The sequence below is a fragment of the Hydrogenophaga palleronii NBRC 102513 genome (genome assembly GCF_001571225.1).
Classification (GTDB): domain Bacteria; phylum Pseudomonadota; class Gammaproteobacteria; order Burkholderiales; family Burkholderiaceae_C; genus Hydrogenophaga; species Hydrogenophaga palleronii.
In genome coordinates this window covers 130,365-148,607 of the sequence record NZ_BCTJ01000007.1, presented here as the reverse complement: position 1 = coordinate 148,607, position 18,243 = coordinate 130,365, and the positions used below count along the sequence as shown (strand labels likewise).

The window sequence follows — 18,243 nt, the reverse complement described above, 5'->3', positions numbered from 1 at the left end:
CAGGGGGGTGTTACGTATTGCTCACACCACTGGCCACATGCCCCGCCGGCACGTGCAGCGCGGCCGACTCGATGTGGCCGGTCTGGTCGTCGAAGAAGAAGTCGGGTTCGAACTCGCGCAGGAACTCGCCCTTGGGCAGGCCACCGAGGAACATGGCTTCGTCCACCTCGATGTTCCATTCCATCAGCGTGCGGATGGCGCGTTCGTGCGCCGGTGCGCTGCGCGCCGTCACCAGCGCGGTGCGCACGCGCATGAGCGGCGTGCCTTCGCTCTGCAGGCGGTGCAGGGCTTCGAGCAGCGGCTTGAACGGGCCGCCGGGCAGCGGCAGCGCGGCCTTGCTGGCCTCGTGCGCCTGGAACGCGGAGAGCCCTTCGGACTGGTACACGCGTTCGGCTTCGTCGGAGAACAGCACGGCGTCGCCGTCGAAGGCGATGCGCACCTCGTGCGGGTGTTCACCGCTGGCGTGCACCGATTGCGGATAGACCTGGGCGGCGGGCACACCGGCTTCGAGCGCGGCACGCACGTCGGCGAGGTGGGTGGACAGGAACAGGTTGGCGCGCAGCGGGCGCAGGTAGCGCCAGGGCGGCTGGCCGCGCGTGAAGCTGCCGCGTTCGATCTGCAGGCCGTAGTGCTTGGCGGAGCGGAACACGCGCATGCCCGACACCGGGTCGTTGCGCGAGAGGATCACCACCTCGACACGCTGCGCGTTGGCGTCGTTGAAGGCGAGCAGCTTGTGCACCAGCGAAAACGCCACGCCCGGCGCCGCGGGCTGGTCGAGCCGGTCGAGCTGCATCTGCATGTAGGCGCGGTCGTCGCCGGTCTCGAACAGGCGGTTCTCTTCCTCGAAGTCGAACAGCGCGCGGGAGGAAATGGCAACGACGAGCTTGCCGTCGAGAGTCACCGCCATGAAAAGATCCCTGTGTGAAAGAACGCCGCCGGCGCGCGAGGGGCCGTTGCCAGGAACGCCGCGGAACTGGCTTTGCCAGGCCGCTGGCGTTGCCCCCCTGGGGGGGTGACGGCCGACAGGCCGGCGCGGGGGGGTGTCATGACACCAACTGGTTGAGCTGGATGATGGGCATCAGCACCGCCAGCACGATCAGCATCACCACCAGGCCCATGCCGACGATCAGCAGCGGCTCCAGGATGGTGGCCATGTGCATGGCGCGGCGCTGCACTTCGTCACCGAGCTGCTTGGCGGCGCGTTCCAGCATGGCGGGCAACTGGCCGGTCTGCTCGCCCAGGCGCGCGAACATGGCCACCAGCGGCGGAAAACGTTTCTTGCTGCCGAGTGCCGAGGCCAGCGGCGCGCCTTCGCGCACCAGCACCACGGTGTCCAGCGCGTCGGCGCGCATGGCGTGGTTGCTCAGGGTTTCGGCGGCGGTCTGCAGCGCGCGCAGGATGGGCACGCCGGCGCCCGCCAGCATGGCCAGGGTGGCGGCAAAGCGCGCTGCGTTGAAGCCACGCGCCAGGCGCCCCACCAGCGGCAGGCGCAGCCAGGCCGCGTCCATCTGCAGGCGCAGCGCCTCGTTGCGTCGCGCCAGCACCACGCCACCTGCGCCCAGCAGCAACAGCGCCAGCATGGCCCAGCCGTAACTGCGCACGAAGTCGCTCAGGTTGAGCATGACCACGGTGAGGAAGGGCAGGGCGCGTTTGCTGCCGGCGAACACGTTGGCCACCTGCGGCACCACGTACGACACCAGGAACACCACGATGACGATGGCCACCAGGGTGACGATGGCCGGGTACAACGAGGCGGCGACGATCTTGTTCTTCAGCGCCTCGCGCGCTTCCAGGTCGTCGGCCAACCGTTCGAGCACGGTGCCGAGCATGCCGCTCTGTTCACCGGCCGCGATCACGCCGGTGTAGATGGGCGAGAACTCGCGTGGGTGCTGCGACAGCGCACGCGCAAACGGCGCACCGCCGTTCACTTCGGAGCGCAGCGAGGCCATCAGGTTGCGCTGCTTTTCGTCTTCGGCTTCTTCGGTGAGCGCGGCCAGCGCACGCTCCAGCGGCAACCCGGCCGACACCAGGCCGGCGAGCTGGCGCGTCCAGACCGCCAGCGTGGTGGCGCTGAAGGTGCGGCCGCCCCAGAGCGTGATGTTCAGGCCCTTGGCCGCACTGGCACCGCTGGCGCCCATGGCCGGCTCCACCAGCAGTGGCACCAGGGCGCGCGCGCGCAACATGCTGCGCGCGGCGCGCGCGGTGTCGGCGTCGATCAGGCCTTTTTGCGTGGCGCCCTGGGCGTCCAGGGCTTCGAAGGTGTAGGCGGGCATCTAGAGAGGGCTCCCCGCGCCGCGCTGCGCGTGTCCCGCTTCTCTCGCCTGCGGCGGGAGCGGAGCGCACCCGCCGGACCGGCGAGGCCGGATCCAGGGCTGCTCTGGGCAAGACACGTCAGGCCGGGCTTTCATGTCAGTCCCGCGTCACGGACATCACTTCTTCGGGCGAGGTGATGCCGTTTTCGATCAGGCGCTGGCCGTCGGCGCGCATGGAGCGCAGGCCGGCGGCCTCGGCGGCCACGTAGACCTTGCTTTCGGCCGCTCGGTTGTGGATCAGGGCGCGGATCTTGTCGTCGGCCACCATCAGCTCGTAGATGCCGGTGCGGCCCTTGTAGCCGGTGTGGTTGCAGTGCTCGCAACCAACCGGGTGCCAGTGGTGTTTGTCGTCCTCGCGCCGGCAGTGCGTGCAGAGCTTGCGCACCAGGCGCTGCGCCAGCACGCCGAGCAGGGACGAGCTCAGCAGGTAGGGCTCCACCCCCATGTCGGTCAGGCGGGTGACGGCGCTGGGCGCGTCGTTGGTGTGCAGCGTGGCCAGCACCAGGTGGCCGGTGAGCGAGGCCTGGATGGCGATCTGCGCGGTTTCGAAGTCGCGGATTTCACCGATCATGACCACGTCCGGGTCTTGCCGCAGGATGGCGCGCAAGGCCTTGGCGAAGGTCAGCTCGATGCGCGAGTTGACCTGGGTCTGGCCGACGCCAGGCAGCTCGTACTCGATCGGGTCTTCCACCGTCATGATGTTCTGCGCGCTGGCGTCCAGGCGCTGCAGCGCCGAGTACAGCGTGGTGGTCTTGCCCGAACCGGTCGGGCCGGTGACGAGGATGATGCCGTGCGGCTGGCCGATGAGCTTGCGGAAGGCTTCGAGCACGTCGCCCTGCATGCCCACCGCTTCCAGGCTGAGCTTGCTCTCGCTCTTGTCGAGCAGGCGCAGCACCGCGCGTTCGCCGTGCGCGCTGGGCAGGGTGGAGACGCGCACGTCCACCGCGCGCGTGCCGATGCGCAGCGAGATGCGGCCGTCTTGCGGCAGGCGCTTCTCGGAGATGTCCAGCTCGGCCATGATCTTCAGGCGCGAGATCAGCGCGGCGTGCAGCGCGCGGTTGGGTTGCACCACCTCGCGCAGCGAACCGTCAACGCGGAAGCGCACGCTGGAGTGGCGCTCGTAGGGCTCGATGTGGATGTCGCTCGCGCCGTCGCGCGCGGCCTGCGTGAGCAGGGCGTTGAGCATGCGGATGATGGGCGCGTCGTCGGCGGCTTCCAGCAAATCTTCAATCGCCGGCAACTCCTGCATCATGCGGCTGAGGTCGGCGTCGCTCTGCACTTCGCTCACCACCGCCGCGGCGCTGGACTCGCCTTGCGCATAGGCCGCGCTGATGCGTTGTTTGAGTGTCTCGCCGTTTTCCCAGCGGATGTCGCTGACCGGGTGGATGCGCAGGATTTCCGACAGCGCCGAGAGCCGGCGCGTCTGGGCGCCGGTGTCGGCTGCGGGCGTGCTGCTGCCGAGCAGGGTCTGGCTGTTGCCGTCGTCCTCGATCAGCCAGTGGTGCTCGCGCGCGAAGGCGTAAGGCAGCGGGTACTTCACAGCCGTGGCCTCAGCGGAGGGGCGCCAGCGGTTGTGGTGCGGCCGCAGGAGGCGGCGGCGGGTTGACCGGCGGCGTGGTCAGCGGATCGGCCAGCGAGCGGATCGGCGAACCGCCGTTGGCCGGCACGCCGTTGGGGGCCACCTGTGGCGGCATCACGGCGGCGTCGTTCACACCCAGCACGCTGCTCTGCACCGGTTGCGTGTCTTTCTGCACTGCACGCATCAGCTCGTAGCGGTCCAGCGCCAGGCTGTTGGTGTCGCTGGAACTGCGCATCACCACCGGGCGCAGGAACACCATCAGGTTGGTCTTCTTGCGCGAGCGGGTTTCGTTGCGGAACAGGCCGCCGAACACCGGCACGTCGCCCAGGCCGGGCACCTTCTCCTGGTTGCCGGAGTATTCGTCCTGCAGCAGCCCGCCCAGCACCACGATGGCGCCGTCGTCCACCAGCACGGTGGATTCGATGGTGCGCTTGTTGGTGATGATGCCGGTGCTGGAGTTGACCGAGTTCGGCACCACGGCGCTGACCTCCTGGAAGATGGTCATCTTGATGGTGCCGTTCTCGCTGATCTGCGGCTTCACGCGCAGCGTCAGGCCCACGTCCTTGCGCTCGATGGTCTGGAACGGGTTGACCGAACCTTCGTTGCTGCCGGTGTTGGTGAACTGGCCGGTCACGAAGGGCACGTTCTGGCCGATCACGATCTTGGCCTCTTCGTTGTCCAGCGTCAGCAGGTTGGGCGTGGACAGGATGTTGCCCTGGCCGTTTTCCTGCAGGAAACGCGCCAGGAAGCCCAGCACGTAGACGCCGTTGGTGCGCCGCGCCAGACCGAAGTTGAGGCCGGTGGACGGCAGCGCCGTGCCTTGCGCGGCGTTCAGGATGTTGTTGCCGCCCTGGCCGAAGTTGGTGCCCAGCAGGCCGATCACGCGGTCGCCCGAATTGCCCAGCGCGCCCTGCCACTGGATGCCGAATTCGGCCGCCTTGTCGGCGTTGACCTCGGCGATCAGGCTTTCCACATAAACCTGCGCGCGGCGCGAGTCGAGCTGGTCGATCACCGCGCGCAGTTGGCGGTACACCGGCTCGGGCGCGCTGATGATCAGCGAGTTGGTGGCCGGGTCGGCCTGGATCTGGCCGCCGGTGGACGGCGCGGCACTCTGGGCCACGGCGGCCGTGGCCGGGTTGTTGGCCGCGTTGCTGGTGTTGGTCAGGCCGGCGCGGTTCTGGCTGGCGCCACCGCCGCCACCCAGGCCGCCGCTTTGGCCACCGCCCGAGTCGCCCGCCATGGCGGCGCGCAGCGTGGTGGCCAGCGAGGTGGCGTCGGCGTTCTTCAGGTACACCACATGGATGTTGCCGCTCAGGTTCTCGGACGAGGGCTGATCCAGCCGCGCCACCAGCGAACGCACCAGCGCCACACGCGCCGGGTTGGCCGCGCGCAGCACCAGGCTGTTGCTGCGGGGTTCGGGCACCAGCGTGGTCTTGTACGACTGGTCGGCCTGGGCACCGGCACCGGCGGTGGCCGGTTCGATCAGCTTGGTCACCAGGGCCGCGAGGTCGGCGGCCACCGCGTGCTGCAGCGGGATCACTTCCACATCGGTGGCGCCCGCGACATCGAGCGTGGAGATGATGCGGCCGATGCGCTGCAGGTTGTCCGCGTAGTCGGTGATGACCAGCGAGTTGTTGCCAGGGTTGACGTTGATGGTGTTGTTGGGCCCGATCAGCGGGCGCAGCACCGGCACCAGGTTGTTGGCGGACTCGTGGTTGAGGCGGAAGATCTGCGTCACCACGGTGTTGGAGGCCGGCAGCGCCGACACCGAACCGGCACTCACCACGTTGCCCTGCAACTTGGCGTCGGCCTCGGGCACGATCTTGTACAGGCCGCCGGTGTCCACCAGCGAGAAGCCCTGCAGGCGCAGCACGGCGGCGAACTGGTTGAGTGCGGCAGTCGGGCTGACGGGGCGCTCGGTGGCCAGGTTGATGGTGCCCCTGACGCGGGGATCAACCACCACGTTGCGGCCGGTGATGGTGGCCATGGTGCGCGCCACCGATTCGATTTCGGCGGCCACGAAGTTGAGCACCACGGGTTCTGCCGAAGGGCGCGCGGCGGCGGCGCGGTTGTTGGTCTGCTGCTGGGCGAGTGCGTGGCCCGAGAGCAGGCACAGCGCCAGGGCCAGGGCCGTGAACGCACCACCGTGGGCCGGGCGGCCGGAGACGACGCTGGAGGGGTTCGGATTCATGGTGGAGCGATCGTAGCTTGAAGTGTGAGAAAGGGGACGCATGCGCTGGTCATCAACCAATGTTGAGCAGCGAGCGCGCGCCCTGGCGGCGGCCCATGATGTTGAGCAGGTTGCCCAGCGCCTCTTCGGCGTTCGGCGCGGCCTGCGCCACGCCTTCGAAGCGCAGCCGTCCGCCAACCCAGCGGCCGCTGCCCTGCAGCTGCAGGGCGCCGCTCAGGGTCTGCAGGTCCAGCGTGGTGGTGTTGCCTTCGGCATCGGCGCGGATGTTCATGCGGTAGCTGCCCAGCGGGCGCAGCGTCGACAGGCGCGACGCCAGGTCATGGGCTTCGATGGCGGCTTCTCCCTGCAGGCTGGCGCGGCCGTTGTCCCAGCGCACGCTCAGGCCTTCGGTGCGCAGCGTCAGCTGGCCCTCCACGCGCAAGGTGTTCCAGGGTGTGCCCAGCCCGCTCAGCAGCTCGGCGGGCCAGATGCTGCTGGAGCGCGCGATGCGCATTTCGGCGCTGCCCAGGCCGGGCAGCAGTGTGATGTCGATCGGCTCCGGCGTGCAGCAGGGCGCGGTCAGGCGCAGGCCCATGGCCGGCGTGCCCGACACCAGGCGCGGCGCCAGCCGCCATTGCACGCCTTGCGGCAGTGCGGTCTGCGAGCGGCTGCCGCTGCCGCCGGTGAGCACCAGGTCGGCCTGGCCGTTCCAGACCGTGCCGCGTGCGTTGACCAGTTGCAGCTGGCCGTTGGTGGCCGAGGTCACGCCGCTGGCCAGCCAGCTGGCTGGCGCGAACACCAGCAGCGCGACCAGCAGGCCGAGCAGGCCGCCGATCCAGGCCAGGCGGCGGGGCCAGACGCCGTTCATGGCGCGCTGCCCAGGCCCGGGCCGCCGAGCACCACCGTGCCGCTCCAGCCGGTGCTGCCGGCTTCGTGCTGCAGCTGGCTGTCCAGCGGCAGCAGGCGGGCGTTGATGCGCACCTGGGCCAGCCACTGGGCCAGCGCCTGGGGTGGGGTGTTGCGCAGCGTCACGGTGGCGCGCTCGCCCAGCACCGAGAGCTGGCCGGTGCCACCCAGGCCGGCGGTGGCGGTGTCGAGCGCGCGCAGCGTCTCGTCGCGGCCGGGCGGCTGGGCATTGCTCTGGCTGCGCAGGACGTCGGCGGTGGCCGCCAGGCGCTGCATCTGGCCGAGTTGGGCGTCCAGCCGGGCGTGGCGCGTGGGGGCCTGGCGCAGCGTGTCCAGCGCTGGTGCCACGGCAATCCACCAGAGCAGGCCGAGGCCGATCACCCAGGCGGCGATGGTGACGGCGGTGCGCTCGCGCGAGGACAGGCGCGACAGCGCGACCGACAGGGCCAGCGTGGCGCGGGCGAAGGGAGAGGGGGCGCTGGTGGCGGCCATGGTCAGGATTCCGGTGGGCGCAAGGCCAGTTCGTTGCCGTCAAAACGCACCCGCCAGCCGCTGCGTTCGAGCGACTGCTGCAGGGCGCGCAGCTGGTCCTCGGTGGCGCGCCAGCCCGAGAAGCGGCCTTCGCCGGTGCTGTAGGCGATGGTGGAAGGGGTGAGCACCTCGCCGGCCGCGGCCTGGTCGATGGCGGCCAGCAGGGTTTCCAGGTCTCCGGCGGAGAGCGCGCCGCTGGCCTGCTGCAGGCGCACGACTTCGCGCTGCATCTGCACCGGCGCATCCAGCACCAGGGTGACTTGCGGAAAACTCTTCTGCAGCGTCTGCACCACGGCCTTGTGTTTGGCATCGAGCGCGCTGCGTTCGTGCCAGGCGGCGGCGTTCAGGCCGACCAGCTGCACGCCGAGCAGGGCCGCGAAGCCCCAGCGCGCCGGGCGCCAGGCGGGCGCGTTGCGCCACTGGCGGTAGCTGCGCTTGAGGCGCTGGCTGCGGCGCGCGCCGGCCGACAGGCTGAGGTCGAACTGCGCCAGATTCCAGTCGGACTGCGCGCAACGCAGCAGCCAGGCCGACGGGGCGACCAGCTCGAAGCGCTGTTGCAGCACACGCTCGGCCTGGCCGGCCACGCTCGGATCGGCCAGCCAGACGTCGAACTCACCCGGTTCGCCGGGCGCGTCGCTGGCCGGCGGCATGAGGGCGTTGACCACCATGTCGGCGGCGGTGCCGCTGCCCATCGGGGTCTCGCGCAGCGGCGTGCAGCTCACGCCCAGCAAGCCGGCGCTGCCGAGCCAGAACTGGCCGTTTTCGTTGTAGGCCCAGTGGATGTTGGACGGCACGTCGAGCGCAAAGCTGCGCGACGCGCCGGGTGTGGCGCCGGGGGCTTCGGACGGCACCAGCGGCCAGAGCGCTGGGGCGATGCGCCCGGCCGGGCGGGCCGCGGCTTCCAGTGTTTGCAGCCAGCCGCGCAGCCAGACCTTCTGGCAGGCCGCAACCCACACCGTCTGGCCGGCGCGGCCACCGGGTTCGAGGGCGAAGTGCAGTTCGGCGGTGTCGGTCAGCAGGCGGTCTTCCAGCAGGCCGTCGAGTGCGGCGCGCAGGCGCGCATTGGCCACCTTGGGCAGGGCCACGCGGTGCCAGGAGACCGAGCGCGGGGGCAGCACCAGCACCACGTCGTCGTCGCGCGGCAGCAGCGCGGCAGCGCACTGGCCGTGGTCGGTGATCTGTTGCCCATTGCTCGACGAGGCCCAGTCGAACAGGGCCGTCGGTCCCGCGGCAGGGGCAGCAGAAAAGTCCGAAGGGGTGACGATCAGCACGGAGTGGCAGTCAAATCAAGGGGTTGCAGGGCATGGTTGGGCGCCTCACATTCTAGAGAAGCTGAGTGACGCACAGGGGATTGCATGCGCACATGGGGGAGGCCCCCGCACCGGGCTGCGGCTTTCATGGCCGCGCGAAGCGTTCGCGCCAGGCCACGCGCACGTCCAGGTTGTTGCGCACGACGAGAGAACGCTCTTCGATGATGGTGTTGTCCAGCCGCAGTCGGCCGCGCACCATGAAGTGGTTGCTGCGCACGCCGTGGTAAAGGTCCGACAGCTTGCCGCTCAAGGCCGGCACCGCTTCGGTCACGTTGGCCAGGCTGCGGAAGGGTTCGCGCTCGCGGGCGGTCACGACCTGGCGCGCCTGGGCCATGTCCATGCCGGGCACGCTGGCGCTGATGGCTTCGGCGCTGGCGGTGTTCAGGTTCAGGCTGGTGCGGGTCGGCAGCACGGTGACGTGGGGTTCGAGCAGCGCCAGGCTGCTGCGGCTGATGCCCAGCCAGCCGAGTTGGGCGTACTTCCTGGGCAGCAGGGCGGTGCGCGAGGGCATGGGGTCGCTCAGGGCCAGGGCCATGGTGTTGCGCAGCTCGTTGGCAGCCGTGGTGAGTTCGGACGCAGGCAGGCCGAGCTGGCCGTAGAGCTTGGTGAAGGCGAGCAGGTCGGGTTCGGATAGCTCGACCTTGGCCTGCGCACCGGCGCCCACGGTGCGCACCAGGTTGAGGAAGTTCAGGTGCGACTGCATGTCGATCACCTCGCCGGACAGAAAGGCCTCCAGCATGTGGTCGCTGGTGTTGTTCTTGTCGGCGGCCAGAAAGCTGGACAGGCGCGCCTCTTCCAGCGGCATGGCCCAGGGCTCGCCCAGGTGGTCGCCGTTGCCGTTGCTCTGGTTGCCGCGCGCGTCTTCGCGCAGGATCAGGCGCGCCCAGTCGAGCGCGCCGGTGAGCACCCAGCCGGCCTGCACCCGCTGGCGTTCGGCCTGCTCCACCTCTGTGGCGCGCCATTGCTGCCACAGCGCGGCCGACGCCAGGGTGGCCACCAGGGTCACCACCAGCATGGCCAGCAGCAGCGCGGCACCGCGCTGCCTGGCGCGGACGGGTTGGAGCTGGCGTGCCATCAGCGGCCGGCCTCCAGGGTGGGGCGCACCCAGTCGCGCACCAGAAAGCCGTGCAGGCCTTCGCCGTTGCCCAGCGCGAGTTCCAGCCGCACGCCGTTGGGCAGGGTGTCGGTGCTGCCGCCGCCGGCGCCGGTGCCGCCGCTGGATTCGCCCGCGCCCACCGAAGACTGCGGGTTGCCCCAGGTTTCACCGCGGTGATAGAACAGTTGCCACTGGTCGATGCCGAGCAGGGCGATGGCGCTGTCGGTGCCGGCGTTGCCGGTCTGCGAGGGCAGGGCGCCACGGCCCCATTCGGCGGCACGCTGCCAGGCACGCGCCAGTTCGTCGCGGCGCAGCAGCGGGCCGGACTGCCAGCGCACCCACTGGCCGCTGGCGCTGCCGCTGGAGGAAATGATGGGCAGGCCGGCCAGGGCCACGCCGGTCAGGCGCGTCCAGGCCACGACGCGGATGCCGCGGCTTTCGAGTCCGGTGTCGCCGCTGTCGCGCCGCGTCATGCGCAGCACCTGGCCGTTGAAGTCCAGCGCATTGACTTCGCCGGTGTCGATCAGCGCGTCGAGGTCGGCGGCCCACTGGCCCATGGCCGCCTGCATGCGCAGCAGGTCGTCGGCACGCTGCTGGGTGAGGGTCTGGGTGCGTGTCATGCCGTCGAGCGAACGCCAGCTGAGCAGCGCCAGCAGCGAGAGCACGACGATGGCCACCAGCAGTTCGATCAGGGTGAAGCCGCGCGCCATACGCCGAGCTGCACCCGCCGGAGGCACCGGGGAGCCGTCCTGGCCGGGCCGAAGGCGACGCAGGAGGTGCTTCATGTGCTTCATGTCAATACCGCCCCATCACGGTCGACAGCGAGAGCAGGCGCACGTTCGCGCCATCAACCGCGGCCTCGACCACCGTGTCCACACGGCGGAAGTTCGGGTTGGGCGTGGGCAGCACCGACACGCGCACGCGCATCTCGCGCCCGGCCTGCACACAGGCGGTATCGCTGTCGCCGGTGCCGGGCAACTGGCGCTGCAGGCGCAGGCGGGTGAGTTCGTTCTCGGCGCAGAGCTGGGCCAGCCACTGGTCGCTCTGACGGCTGGAGGCGCGGGTGAGTGCGCCGGTGGCTTGCAGGCCAGCGGTCAGGGTGATGGCCACCACCGCGAGGGCCACCAGCACCTCGATCAGGGTGAAGCCGCGCGAGCGTTTCATGGCGAGGCGGCCAGCACGGTGAACGGGGACAGGCCGTCGGTGCCCAGGGTGAGGCGGCGATCGCCCTGCACCAGCACCACGCGCTGCGCGGCGATCAGCGGCTCGGGCCCGAGCACCAGGGTTTGTGCGCCCGGCGGCTGCAGCACCTGGGCCTGGGTGTCCGGGCTGAGCCAGTCGCGTGGCCCGGCCAGCGAGCCGGGGCCGGCCTGGGTTGGCAGGCCGAGGAATTCAAAACCCTGCGGCAGGCTGCGCCAGACCACCGGCAGGCCGCTGGTGCGCGACTGGGCGCGGGCGGATTCCAGCATGGCGGTCAGGCGCAGGCCTTCGCGCTCCAGGCGGGTGCTGCCGTCGTCGCGCATGGCCAAGCTGACGCCGGCGGTGGCGAAGGCCACGATCACCAGCACGATCATCAGCTCGAGCAGGGTGAAACCGCGCGCCGGGCTGGCCATGGTCAGGGGCGCTGCAGGGTCGGGCAGGGCGCCAGGTGGCTCACTGCCAGCTGCCGATGTCTGCGTCGCGGCCTTCGCCGCCGGCCTGGCCATCGGCGCCCAGCGAGAGCACGTCCACCTCGCCCTTCAGGCCGGGGTTGATGTACTGGTACGGGCGGCCCCAGGGGTCGCTCGGCAGCTTGTCGAGGTAGGGACGCCAGTTCGGCGGCACCGGGCTTGCCGAGGGTTTGGCGACCAGGGCGTTGAGGCCTTGTTCGGTGCTCGGGTAACGCTGGTTGTCCAAGCGGTACAGCTTGAGCGCCTGCATCAGGTTGTTGACGTCCGTCTTGGCGGCGGTGACGCGGGCGTCGTCTGCACGGTCGAGCACGTTGGGCACGATCAGCGCGGCCAACACGCCGATGATGACCAGCACCACCATGAGTTCGATCAGGGTGAAACCGCGCTGCGCGCCGCGCCGCAGACGGGCCAGGGGCGCAGGGGTTTGAGGGATTGGGGTGGTCAGGTGTTGCAAATCAATCTCCCGCATACACAGCTGCGGTTGTCAGGCCGTGGCGGCCGGGCCAGAAATCGCTGGTCGTCGATCATAATGCGCGCATATGAAGAAGGTGCCCGCTTTCGGCCATTCCGGTTTTCTGATGGAAAGCCCCGCTGCCCTGCAAACCGCCGGACGCCGCGGGCCGACCGTGGCCGCCGGCCTGCTCTGGCTGGCCGCGGGCCTTAGCGCCGGTTACTGGGTGTTGCTGGCCTGGGGCCGCACACCGGTGGTGCCGGTGTCCACCCTGGCGCAGACGCCACTGGCCGCCGATCCGGTGGCGGTGGCGCGCACCCTGGGTTCCGTGCCTTCGACCGCTGCGCCGGCGGCGGGTGTGGTTGCCGCCGCACCGCCGCGCTACAACCTGCTGGGTGTGGTGGCGGTGGGCACGCAGGACGGTGCCGCCCTGATCGCGGTCGATGGCCAGCCTCCCCGGCCTTACCGGGTGGGCGCGTCGCTCGATGACAGCAGTGGTCTGGTGTTGCAGGCCGTCACGCGCAGCGCCGTGCGCCTGGGGCCGTCGCTGGGTGTGCCAGCCACGGTTGAGCTGACTCTGCCCGAGGCCAGCACGCCCGTCTCCTGAACGGGCCCGGTCGGGCTCAGTTTTCCAGCAAGCCTTGTGCCGCGAGCAGCAGCGGCCAGGCCAGCAGCGCGCCTGTGCCCTGGCCGACGCGCAGACCCAGGTCCAGCAGCGGCAGGGCCTGCATGTGGATCAGCAGCATGCGGTGGCCGGTGTCGGCCGCCCGGTGGGCGAATACCAGATAGTCCGTCACGGCAGGGTTCAGGCCGCGCGCCACCAGGGCCGCGGCGCCGGCCACGTAACCGTCCACCAGCACCACGCGCCGCTCGCTGGCCGCCTGCAACATCGCGCCGGCCATCATGGCAATCTCGAAACCGCCCATGGTCGAGAGCACGTCCAGCACGCCGATGGCCTTGCGGTGGCGGCTGGCGGCGGTGGAGAGTTTTTCGATGCGCTGCTGGTGCAGGCTGTCGTCGAGCAGGCCGTCGTCGCGCCCATAGGCATCGGCCAGCGGCACGCCACACAGGCGGGACAGCAGCAGCGATGCGCTCACGTGGTTGGCCACGCCCAGATCACCGAGCGCGATCACATTGCCCGGCAGATGCCGCACCACGTCCATGCCGGCGTGCAGGGCCGACACCGCCTGCGCCTGCGACATGGCAGGCCCCAGCAGCAGGTTGCGCGTGCCGTGGCCGATCTTGCGTGGCAGCAGCGGCGCTCGGCGGTGCGCTTCCTCGGGCAGAGTCACGTGGGTGGCGACGCCGGCATCGACCACGGTGAGCTCGAAGCCGTGCGTCTGCGCCAGCGCGTTGACCGGGGCCAGGCCCAGCAGCAACTGAAACACGTGTTCGGCGGTCATGGACTGCTCCAGGTCCGACATGCCTTCGTCCGCAATGCCATGGTCGGCAGCGAACACCACCAGTTGGGGGGATTCGAAGGCCAGCAGGTCGAACTCGAGCGGGCTGTTGCTCTGGATGCGGGCGAGCTGCTGCACCAGGACTTCCATGCGGCCCAGCGCGTGTTCGGGCGCACCGGCCGGTGCCAGGCGTTGCTGGATGGCGTGCTCCAGCAGCGTGTCGGTGGTGGGCTTGATCGCTGGCAGCTTCAGGCTGGCGGGCAATTCGGGCGCGCGCCGCGTGATGGGTGCGAAGACAGGATCCAGGGCCATGGCGGATGGGTTCGGCTCAGCTTTTGAGGAACAGACGGTACACGGGATTGGCAGTCTCTTCCACGTACGGATAGCCCAGCGTGCCGAGGAATTTGTCGAACGCCTTGTTGTCCTTGTCCGGCACCTGCAGGCCGACCAGGATGCGGCCGTAGTCGGCGCCCTGGTTGCGGTAGTGGAACAGGCTGATGTTCCAGCCCGGCCGCAGCAGGCTCAGGAACTTCATCAGCGCGCCTGGCCGCTCGGGGAACACGAAACGCAGCAGGCGCTCGTCCTGCGCCAGCGGAGAATGCCCGCCCACCATGTGGCGGATGTGTTCCTTGGCCAGTTCGTCGTGCGTCAGGTCCAGCGTCTTGAAGCCGTGGCGCACCAGTTTGGCGGCGATCTTGGTCGACTCGCCCTTGCCGTGGGTGGTCAGGCCGACGAACACGTGGGCCGCGTTGCCGTCGTGAATGCGGTAGTTGAATTCCGTCACGTTGCGCGGCCCGCCCGGCAGCTCGCCGATGGCCTCGCAGAAACGGCGGAAGCTGCCGCGTTCTTCGGGAATGGTGACGGCGAACAGCGCCTCGCGCTCCTCGCCCACCTCGGCGCGCTCGGCGACGAAACGCAGGCGGTCGAAGTTCATGTTGGCGCCGCACAGGATGGCGGCATAGGTCTGGCCGCGTGTCTTGTGTGTCGCCACGTACTGCTTGATCGCCGCCACCGCCAGTGCGCCCGAGGGCTCGACGATGCTGCGGGTGTCGACGAACACGTCCTTGATGGCGGCGCAGACCGCATCGGTGTCAACCACGATGTAGTCGTCGACCAGCTCACGCGCCACCCGGAAGGTTTCCTCACCCACCAGCTTGACCGCCGTGCCATCGGCGAACAGGCCGACATCGGGCAGGGTGACCCGCTGGCCGTCGTGGACCGACTGAAGCATCGCGTCCGAGTCGGTCATCTGCACGCCGATCACCTTGATCTCTGGGCGCACCGCCTTGATGTAGTTGGCCACGCCCGAGATCAGGCCGCCGCCGCCAATGGCGACAAACACCGCGTCCAGGTGGTCGGAGCCCAGGCTTTGCAGCTGGCGCAGGATCTCCATGGCAATGGTGCCCTGGCCCGCGATCACGTCCGGATCGTCAAAAGGGTGCACAAAAGTGAGCCCCTGCTTCTTCTGCAGGGTCAGTGAATGCGCGTAAGCATCCGAATAACTGTCGCCGTGCAGTACCACCTCGCCGCCAAAACCCCGCACCGCATCGATCTTTACCTGCGGCGTGGTGGTGGGCATCACGATCACCGCGCGGGTGCCGAGCTTGCGCGCGCCGAGCGCCACGCCTTGCGCGTGGTTGCCCGCCGAGGCGCAGATCACCCCCTTCTTCAGCTGTTCGGGCGAGAGGTGCGCCATCTTGTTGTAGGCGCCGCGCAGCTTGAAGCTGAACACCGGCTGCTGGTCTTCGCGCTTGAGCAGCACGGTGTTGTGCAGCCGGCGGCTCAGGTTGCTGGCGGGCTCCAGCGCCGACTCGACCGCCACGTCGTAGACACGGGCGGTGAGGATCTTTTTCAGGTAGTCGGCCGGTCCCATGGTGGTGATCGGCGATGCATCCGGTGCGGTGCGGCGGGGTTTTGGGGTTGGGCTGGCTGAGGGTGACGGCATGGTGTTCCTTGGCGCACATCATATCGACGGCGAAAAAAAGCCCGGGCTGGCAGAACCAGACCGGGCTTAAATCCACCCGTGGAGGGTAGAGGAGACAACCGTAAATACAATGGCGCCAGTATAACGCGGCCATGCTGCGTTGCAACATCGCGCCGCGTATTTCTATGCTTTTTAGAGCGCTTTGCCCAATACCGTTGGATATTTCACGACAGGACACAACATGGAATGCACCGTCACCTGGACCGGCTCGGCCGGCACCCGCTCCCACATGGGTTTTGTGGCCGAAACCGGCTCAGGCCATGTGCTCACCATGGACGGTGCGCCTGACGCAGCGAAACCCGAAAACGGCGGTGCCAACCTCGCCGCGCGCCCCATGGAAACCGTCTTGGCCGGCACCGGTGGTTGCACGGCCTATGACGTGGTGCTGATTCTCAAGCGCGGCCGCCACGACGTGCGTGGCTGCAGCGTCAAGCTCACCACCGAGCGCGCCGAAGTTGATCCCAAGGTGTTCACCAAGATCCACATGCACTTCACGGTCAGCGGCAAAGGCATTCCGGCGCTTGCCGTGGAACGTGCTATCGCCATGAGCCACGACAAGTACTGCTCCGCCAGCATCATGCTGGGCAAAACCGCCGACATCACCACCAGTTTTGACCTGACCGAGGCGTGAACGGCCCCGGAGGCGCGCGGTTCAGATGCGGTGTGCCACCGTCGTCATCACCTTGGCCGCCGCGCGCATCAGCGCCTTCACTGGCGTCGGCAGTTCCACGGCCCCAGCCCGCTGGGCATCCTCGGCATGACGCGCTTCATCGTCTTTCATCTGCGCCACGATGGCGCGTGAGGCGTGGTCGCCGGGCGGCAGGCGGTCCATGTGGCTCGCCAGGTGGGCTTCGACCTGCCGTTCGGTTTCCACCACAAAGCCCAGACTCGGGCCACGCCCGAGGTAACCCGCGACCAGGCCCAGGCCAAACGCCCCGGCGTACCAGACCGGGTTGAGCAGCGACACCCGGTCGCCCAGCTCGTCCAGGCGCTCCTGGGTCCAGGCGAGGTGATCGGTTTCTTCCTGGCCAGCGGCTTCGAGTTGCTGCGCCAGGGCTTCATCGGCGGCTCGCGCCCCGAGTGGCCGGCGCGCGGCCAGCGCCTGCGCGGTGTAAAGCGCCTGTGCACACACCTCACCCACATGGTTGACGCGCATCAGCGCGCCAGACAGTTGCCGTTCCGCAACGTTGAGCTCGGGGTCGGTCGGCTTCTCAGGCAAGGTGGGGCAGCCGCGCGACGCCCGAGGCGCCACAAACAGGGTTCGCAAGGCCGCGTCGGCGGCGTTCAGGAGTGCATCGGTGGAGGCGGTCATGGTTCGCTCGTGTTCTGTGTCTGATTTGGGCTACATGCTGCCACGGTTTGCGGGCTGTCCGGGACGATGCAGGACTTGCCCCGAGTGCGAGAGCTGGAGTGGCTCTGAATCGCATGAACCGTCGATAGGTCGCATATCCATATTCGGGTAACTACTAACTACGTGGCATAGGTGCAACGAAACTGCATGTACAGAGCGCCAAAAGCGTTTTCCACCATGGCGTCATTCGTAACTTTCTGATGCAATCAGCCCAGCTTCCGAAATGGAGGTTGGCTCAGCGGCAAAGACCGCAGGCCCTTACATCAACCCTTGGAGAACCCTTCCATGAAAAAGACCCTGATCGCTCTGGCCGCTGTGGCTGCTGCCAGCGCCTCCTTCGCACAATCCAGCGTGACCCTGAGCGGCACCGTTGACGTCGGCCTTGAAGACCGTGGCGGCGCCAACAGCCCGCTGCGTATGGAATCCAGCCGCCTGGGCACCAGCAACTGGACCATCTCCGGCGCGGAAGACCTGGGTGGCGGCCTGAAGGCTATCTTCAAGGTGTCGACCTCGTTCAATGCTGACGAAGGCACCACCAACGGCAACGTGCTGGGCAACAACGACATGTTCGTGGGCCTGCAAGGCGGTTTCGGTTCCATCAAACTGGGCCGTTCGTTCAACCCAACGTTCTTCTACGCTTTGACCGCCAACAGCACCAAGGGTGTGACCGGTTACCAAACGCGTGCCAATACCGTTGAAACCGACGGTGTGTACGTTTCCAACCAAGTGCTGTACACGACCCCGAACTTCGGTGGTTTCTCCGGTCAGATTTCGTACGCTCCTTCCGAAGTGGCAGGCGCCAGCGCCCACCGCGGCGTTGGCCTGAGCTACGCAGCCGGCCCTCTGGTCGTGAACTTCGCTCACTCCAAGCTGGCAGCAGGCGTTCCAGGCGCAACTGTGAATTCACTGAACCTGATCGCTGCCTCGTATGACTTCAACGTTGCGAAGCTGCTGTTCACCTACACCGACCGCTCGAACGTCGCTTCGGACGCCGACAACACCTGGGGCCTGGGCGTGACCGTGCCTTTGGGCGCTGGTCAACTGTGGGCTTCCTATGACCGCAGCGAAGTCGGCGCGGGCACGACGCGCGTGATCCACGGCGGTTACAAGTACTTCCTGAGCAAGCGCACCACGGCTTACGTGAACGTGGGCAACAAAAAGAACGCTCTGGTTGGTTTCAATGGCTCGCCTGCAGACAAGGCCATCACTGGCTGGGGTGTGGGTCTGGCCCACAACTTCTGATCTTCCGCTGGCCTAGAGCCAGCTGAATCGGCAGTCAAAACCGCCTGCTCGCAAGAGCAGGCGGTTTTCTTTTTTTGGGCGCGGCCGACGGTTGCCGCCTTGTGTCAATCCAGCTTGTTTGTTGCGTCGTGGCAACGAAAATGCCGTAATTCACCCCGTTTTTCAGGGCTTACCCTTAGCGTCAAGGTCTTTCGTCCTACGATGCGTTGGTCAGTTTTCTAACTTTGTGGTGTTTGTCACC

Annotated in this window: 18 protein-coding genes; 3 read left to right on the top strand and 15 right to left on the bottom strand. The window is 68.4% G+C overall.

Features of this window, described 5'->3' with window-relative positions; translation table 11 throughout:
- Positions 1 to 10 precede the first annotated feature (10 nt).
- The 12 genes from HPA01S_RS07795 to gspG form a co-directional block, all read right to left on the bottom strand.
- Positions 11 to 907, bottom strand: a complete 897-nt coding sequence (locus tag HPA01S_RS07795; protein ID WP_066268516.1) for a 5'-nucleotidase — start codon at positions 905 to 907, stop codon at positions 11 to 13.
- Between the two features lie 136 nt (positions 908 to 1,043).
- Positions 1,044 to 2,273 (bottom strand): type II secretion system inner membrane protein GspF, encoded by a 1,230-nt coding sequence (gene gspF, locus HPA01S_RS07790; protein WP_066268514.1) that lies wholly within the window; start codon positions 2,271 to 2,273, stop codon positions 1,044 to 1,046.
- Positions 2,274 to 2,409: 136 nt separating this feature from the next.
- Entirely contained in the window at positions 2,410 to 3,852 is a 1,443-nt protein-coding gene (gene gspE / locus HPA01S_RS07785) for a type II secretion system ATPase GspE (protein ID WP_066268512.1), read from the bottom strand.
- Positions 3,853 to 3,862: 10 nt separating this feature from the next.
- Positions 3,863 to 6,082, bottom strand: coding sequence for a type II secretion system secretin GspD (gene gspD / locus HPA01S_RS07780; protein ID WP_066268510.1), 2,220 nt, complete (start codon positions 6,080 to 6,082; stop codon positions 3,863 to 3,865).
- Between the two features lie 52 nt (positions 6,083 to 6,134).
- On the bottom strand, positions 6,135 to 6,929 hold the full coding sequence (locus HPA01S_RS07775) for a type II secretion system protein N (RefSeq protein ID WP_066268508.1): 795 nt from the start codon (positions 6,927 to 6,929) through the stop codon (positions 6,135 to 6,137).
- Positions 6,926 to 7,459, bottom strand: a complete 534-nt coding sequence (locus HPA01S_RS07770; protein WP_084360533.1) for a type II secretion system protein M — start codon at positions 7,457 to 7,459, stop codon at positions 6,926 to 6,928. Before HPA01S_RS07770 ends, HPA01S_RS07775 begins: the two co-directional genes overlap by 4 nt.
- Positions 7,460 to 7,461: 2 nt before the next feature.
- Positions 7,462 to 8,769 carry a type II secretion system protein GspL gene (gene gspL, locus HPA01S_RS07765; protein ID WP_066268506.1) on the bottom strand — a complete coding sequence of 436 codons (1,308 nt, stop codon included), beginning with the start codon at positions 8,767 to 8,769 and terminating at the stop codon, positions 7,462 to 7,464.
- Positions 8,770 to 8,893: 124 nt separating this feature from the next.
- Positions 8,894 to 9,883 (bottom strand): type II secretion system minor pseudopilin GspK, encoded by a 990-nt coding sequence (gspK, locus tag HPA01S_RS07760; RefSeq protein WP_066268504.1) that lies wholly within the window; start codon positions 9,881 to 9,883, stop codon positions 8,894 to 8,896.
- The gene (locus HPA01S_RS07755) at positions 9,883 to 10,614 is read right to left on the bottom strand and encodes a PulJ/GspJ family protein (RefSeq protein ID WP_066268502.1); all 732 of its coding nucleotides are present in this window, start codon (positions 10,612 to 10,614) and stop codon (positions 9,883 to 9,885) included. The genes gspK and HPA01S_RS07755 overlap by 1 nt, the downstream gene beginning before the upstream one ends.
- Before the next feature lie 85 nt (positions 10,615 to 10,699).
- Positions 10,700 to 11,068, bottom strand: a complete 369-nt coding sequence (gspI, locus tag HPA01S_RS07750) for a type II secretion system minor pseudopilin GspI (RefSeq protein ID WP_066268501.1) — start codon at positions 11,066 to 11,068, stop codon at positions 10,700 to 10,702.
- Positions 11,065 to 11,517: a prepilin-type N-terminal cleavage/methylation domain-containing protein gene (locus HPA01S_RS07745; protein WP_066268500.1), complete on the bottom strand. Its 453-nt coding sequence runs from the start codon at positions 11,515 to 11,517 to the stop codon at positions 11,065 to 11,067. The genes gspI and HPA01S_RS07745 overlap by 4 nt, the downstream gene beginning before the upstream one ends.
- Before the next feature lie 40 nt (positions 11,518 to 11,557).
- A complete protein-coding gene (gene gspG, locus HPA01S_RS07740; RefSeq protein ID WP_066268498.1) occupies positions 11,558 to 12,043 on the bottom strand; it encodes a type II secretion system major pseudopilin GspG in 486 nt (161 codons plus the stop codon).
- 70 nt (positions 12,044 to 12,113) lie between these two features.
- On the opposite strand from gspG, the gene HPA01S_RS07735 reads away from it, so the two are divergent.
- Positions 12,114 to 12,632, top strand: coding sequence for a hypothetical protein (locus tag HPA01S_RS07735; protein WP_066268495.1), 519 nt, complete (start codon positions 12,114 to 12,116; stop codon positions 12,630 to 12,632).
- Positions 12,633 to 12,648: 16 nt separating this feature from the next.
- On the opposite strand, the gene HPA01S_RS07730 is transcribed toward HPA01S_RS07735, so the two are convergent.
- Positions 12,649 to 13,737, bottom strand: coding sequence for a nicotinate-nucleotide--dimethylbenzimidazole phosphoribosyltransferase (locus HPA01S_RS07730; RefSeq protein ID WP_084360531.1), 1,089 nt, complete (start codon positions 13,735 to 13,737; stop codon positions 12,649 to 12,651).
- A 16-nt stretch (positions 13,738 to 13,753) separates the two neighbouring features.
- Entirely contained in the window at positions 13,754 to 15,298 is a 1,545-nt protein-coding gene (gene ilvA, locus HPA01S_RS07725; protein WP_066268494.1) for a threonine ammonia-lyase, biosynthetic, read from the bottom strand.
- Positions 15,299 to 15,590: 292 nt separating this feature from the next.
- On the opposite strand from ilvA, the gene HPA01S_RS07720 reads away from it, so the two are divergent.
- Positions 15,591 to 16,040: an OsmC family protein gene (locus HPA01S_RS07720; protein ID WP_066268493.1), complete on the top strand. Its 450-nt coding sequence runs from the start codon at positions 15,591 to 15,593 to the stop codon at positions 16,038 to 16,040.
- A gap of 21 nt (positions 16,041 to 16,061) precedes the next feature.
- Here HPA01S_RS07720 and coq7 read toward each other — a convergent pair whose 3' ends face one another.
- The gene (gene coq7, locus HPA01S_RS07715) at positions 16,062 to 16,721 is read right to left on the bottom strand and encodes a 2-polyprenyl-3-methyl-6-methoxy-1,4-benzoquinone monooxygenase (protein ID WP_066268491.1); all 660 of its coding nucleotides are present in this window, start codon (positions 16,719 to 16,721) and stop codon (positions 16,062 to 16,064) included.
- A 324-nt stretch (positions 16,722 to 17,045) separates the two neighbouring features.
- Between coq7 and HPA01S_RS07710 the strand changes: the two genes are divergently transcribed.
- Positions 17,046 to 18,002 carry a porin gene (locus HPA01S_RS07710; protein ID WP_066268486.1) on the top strand — a complete coding sequence of 319 codons (957 nt, stop codon included), beginning with the start codon at positions 17,046 to 17,048 and terminating at the stop codon, positions 18,000 to 18,002.
- Positions 18,003 to 18,243 lie beyond the last annotated feature (241 nt).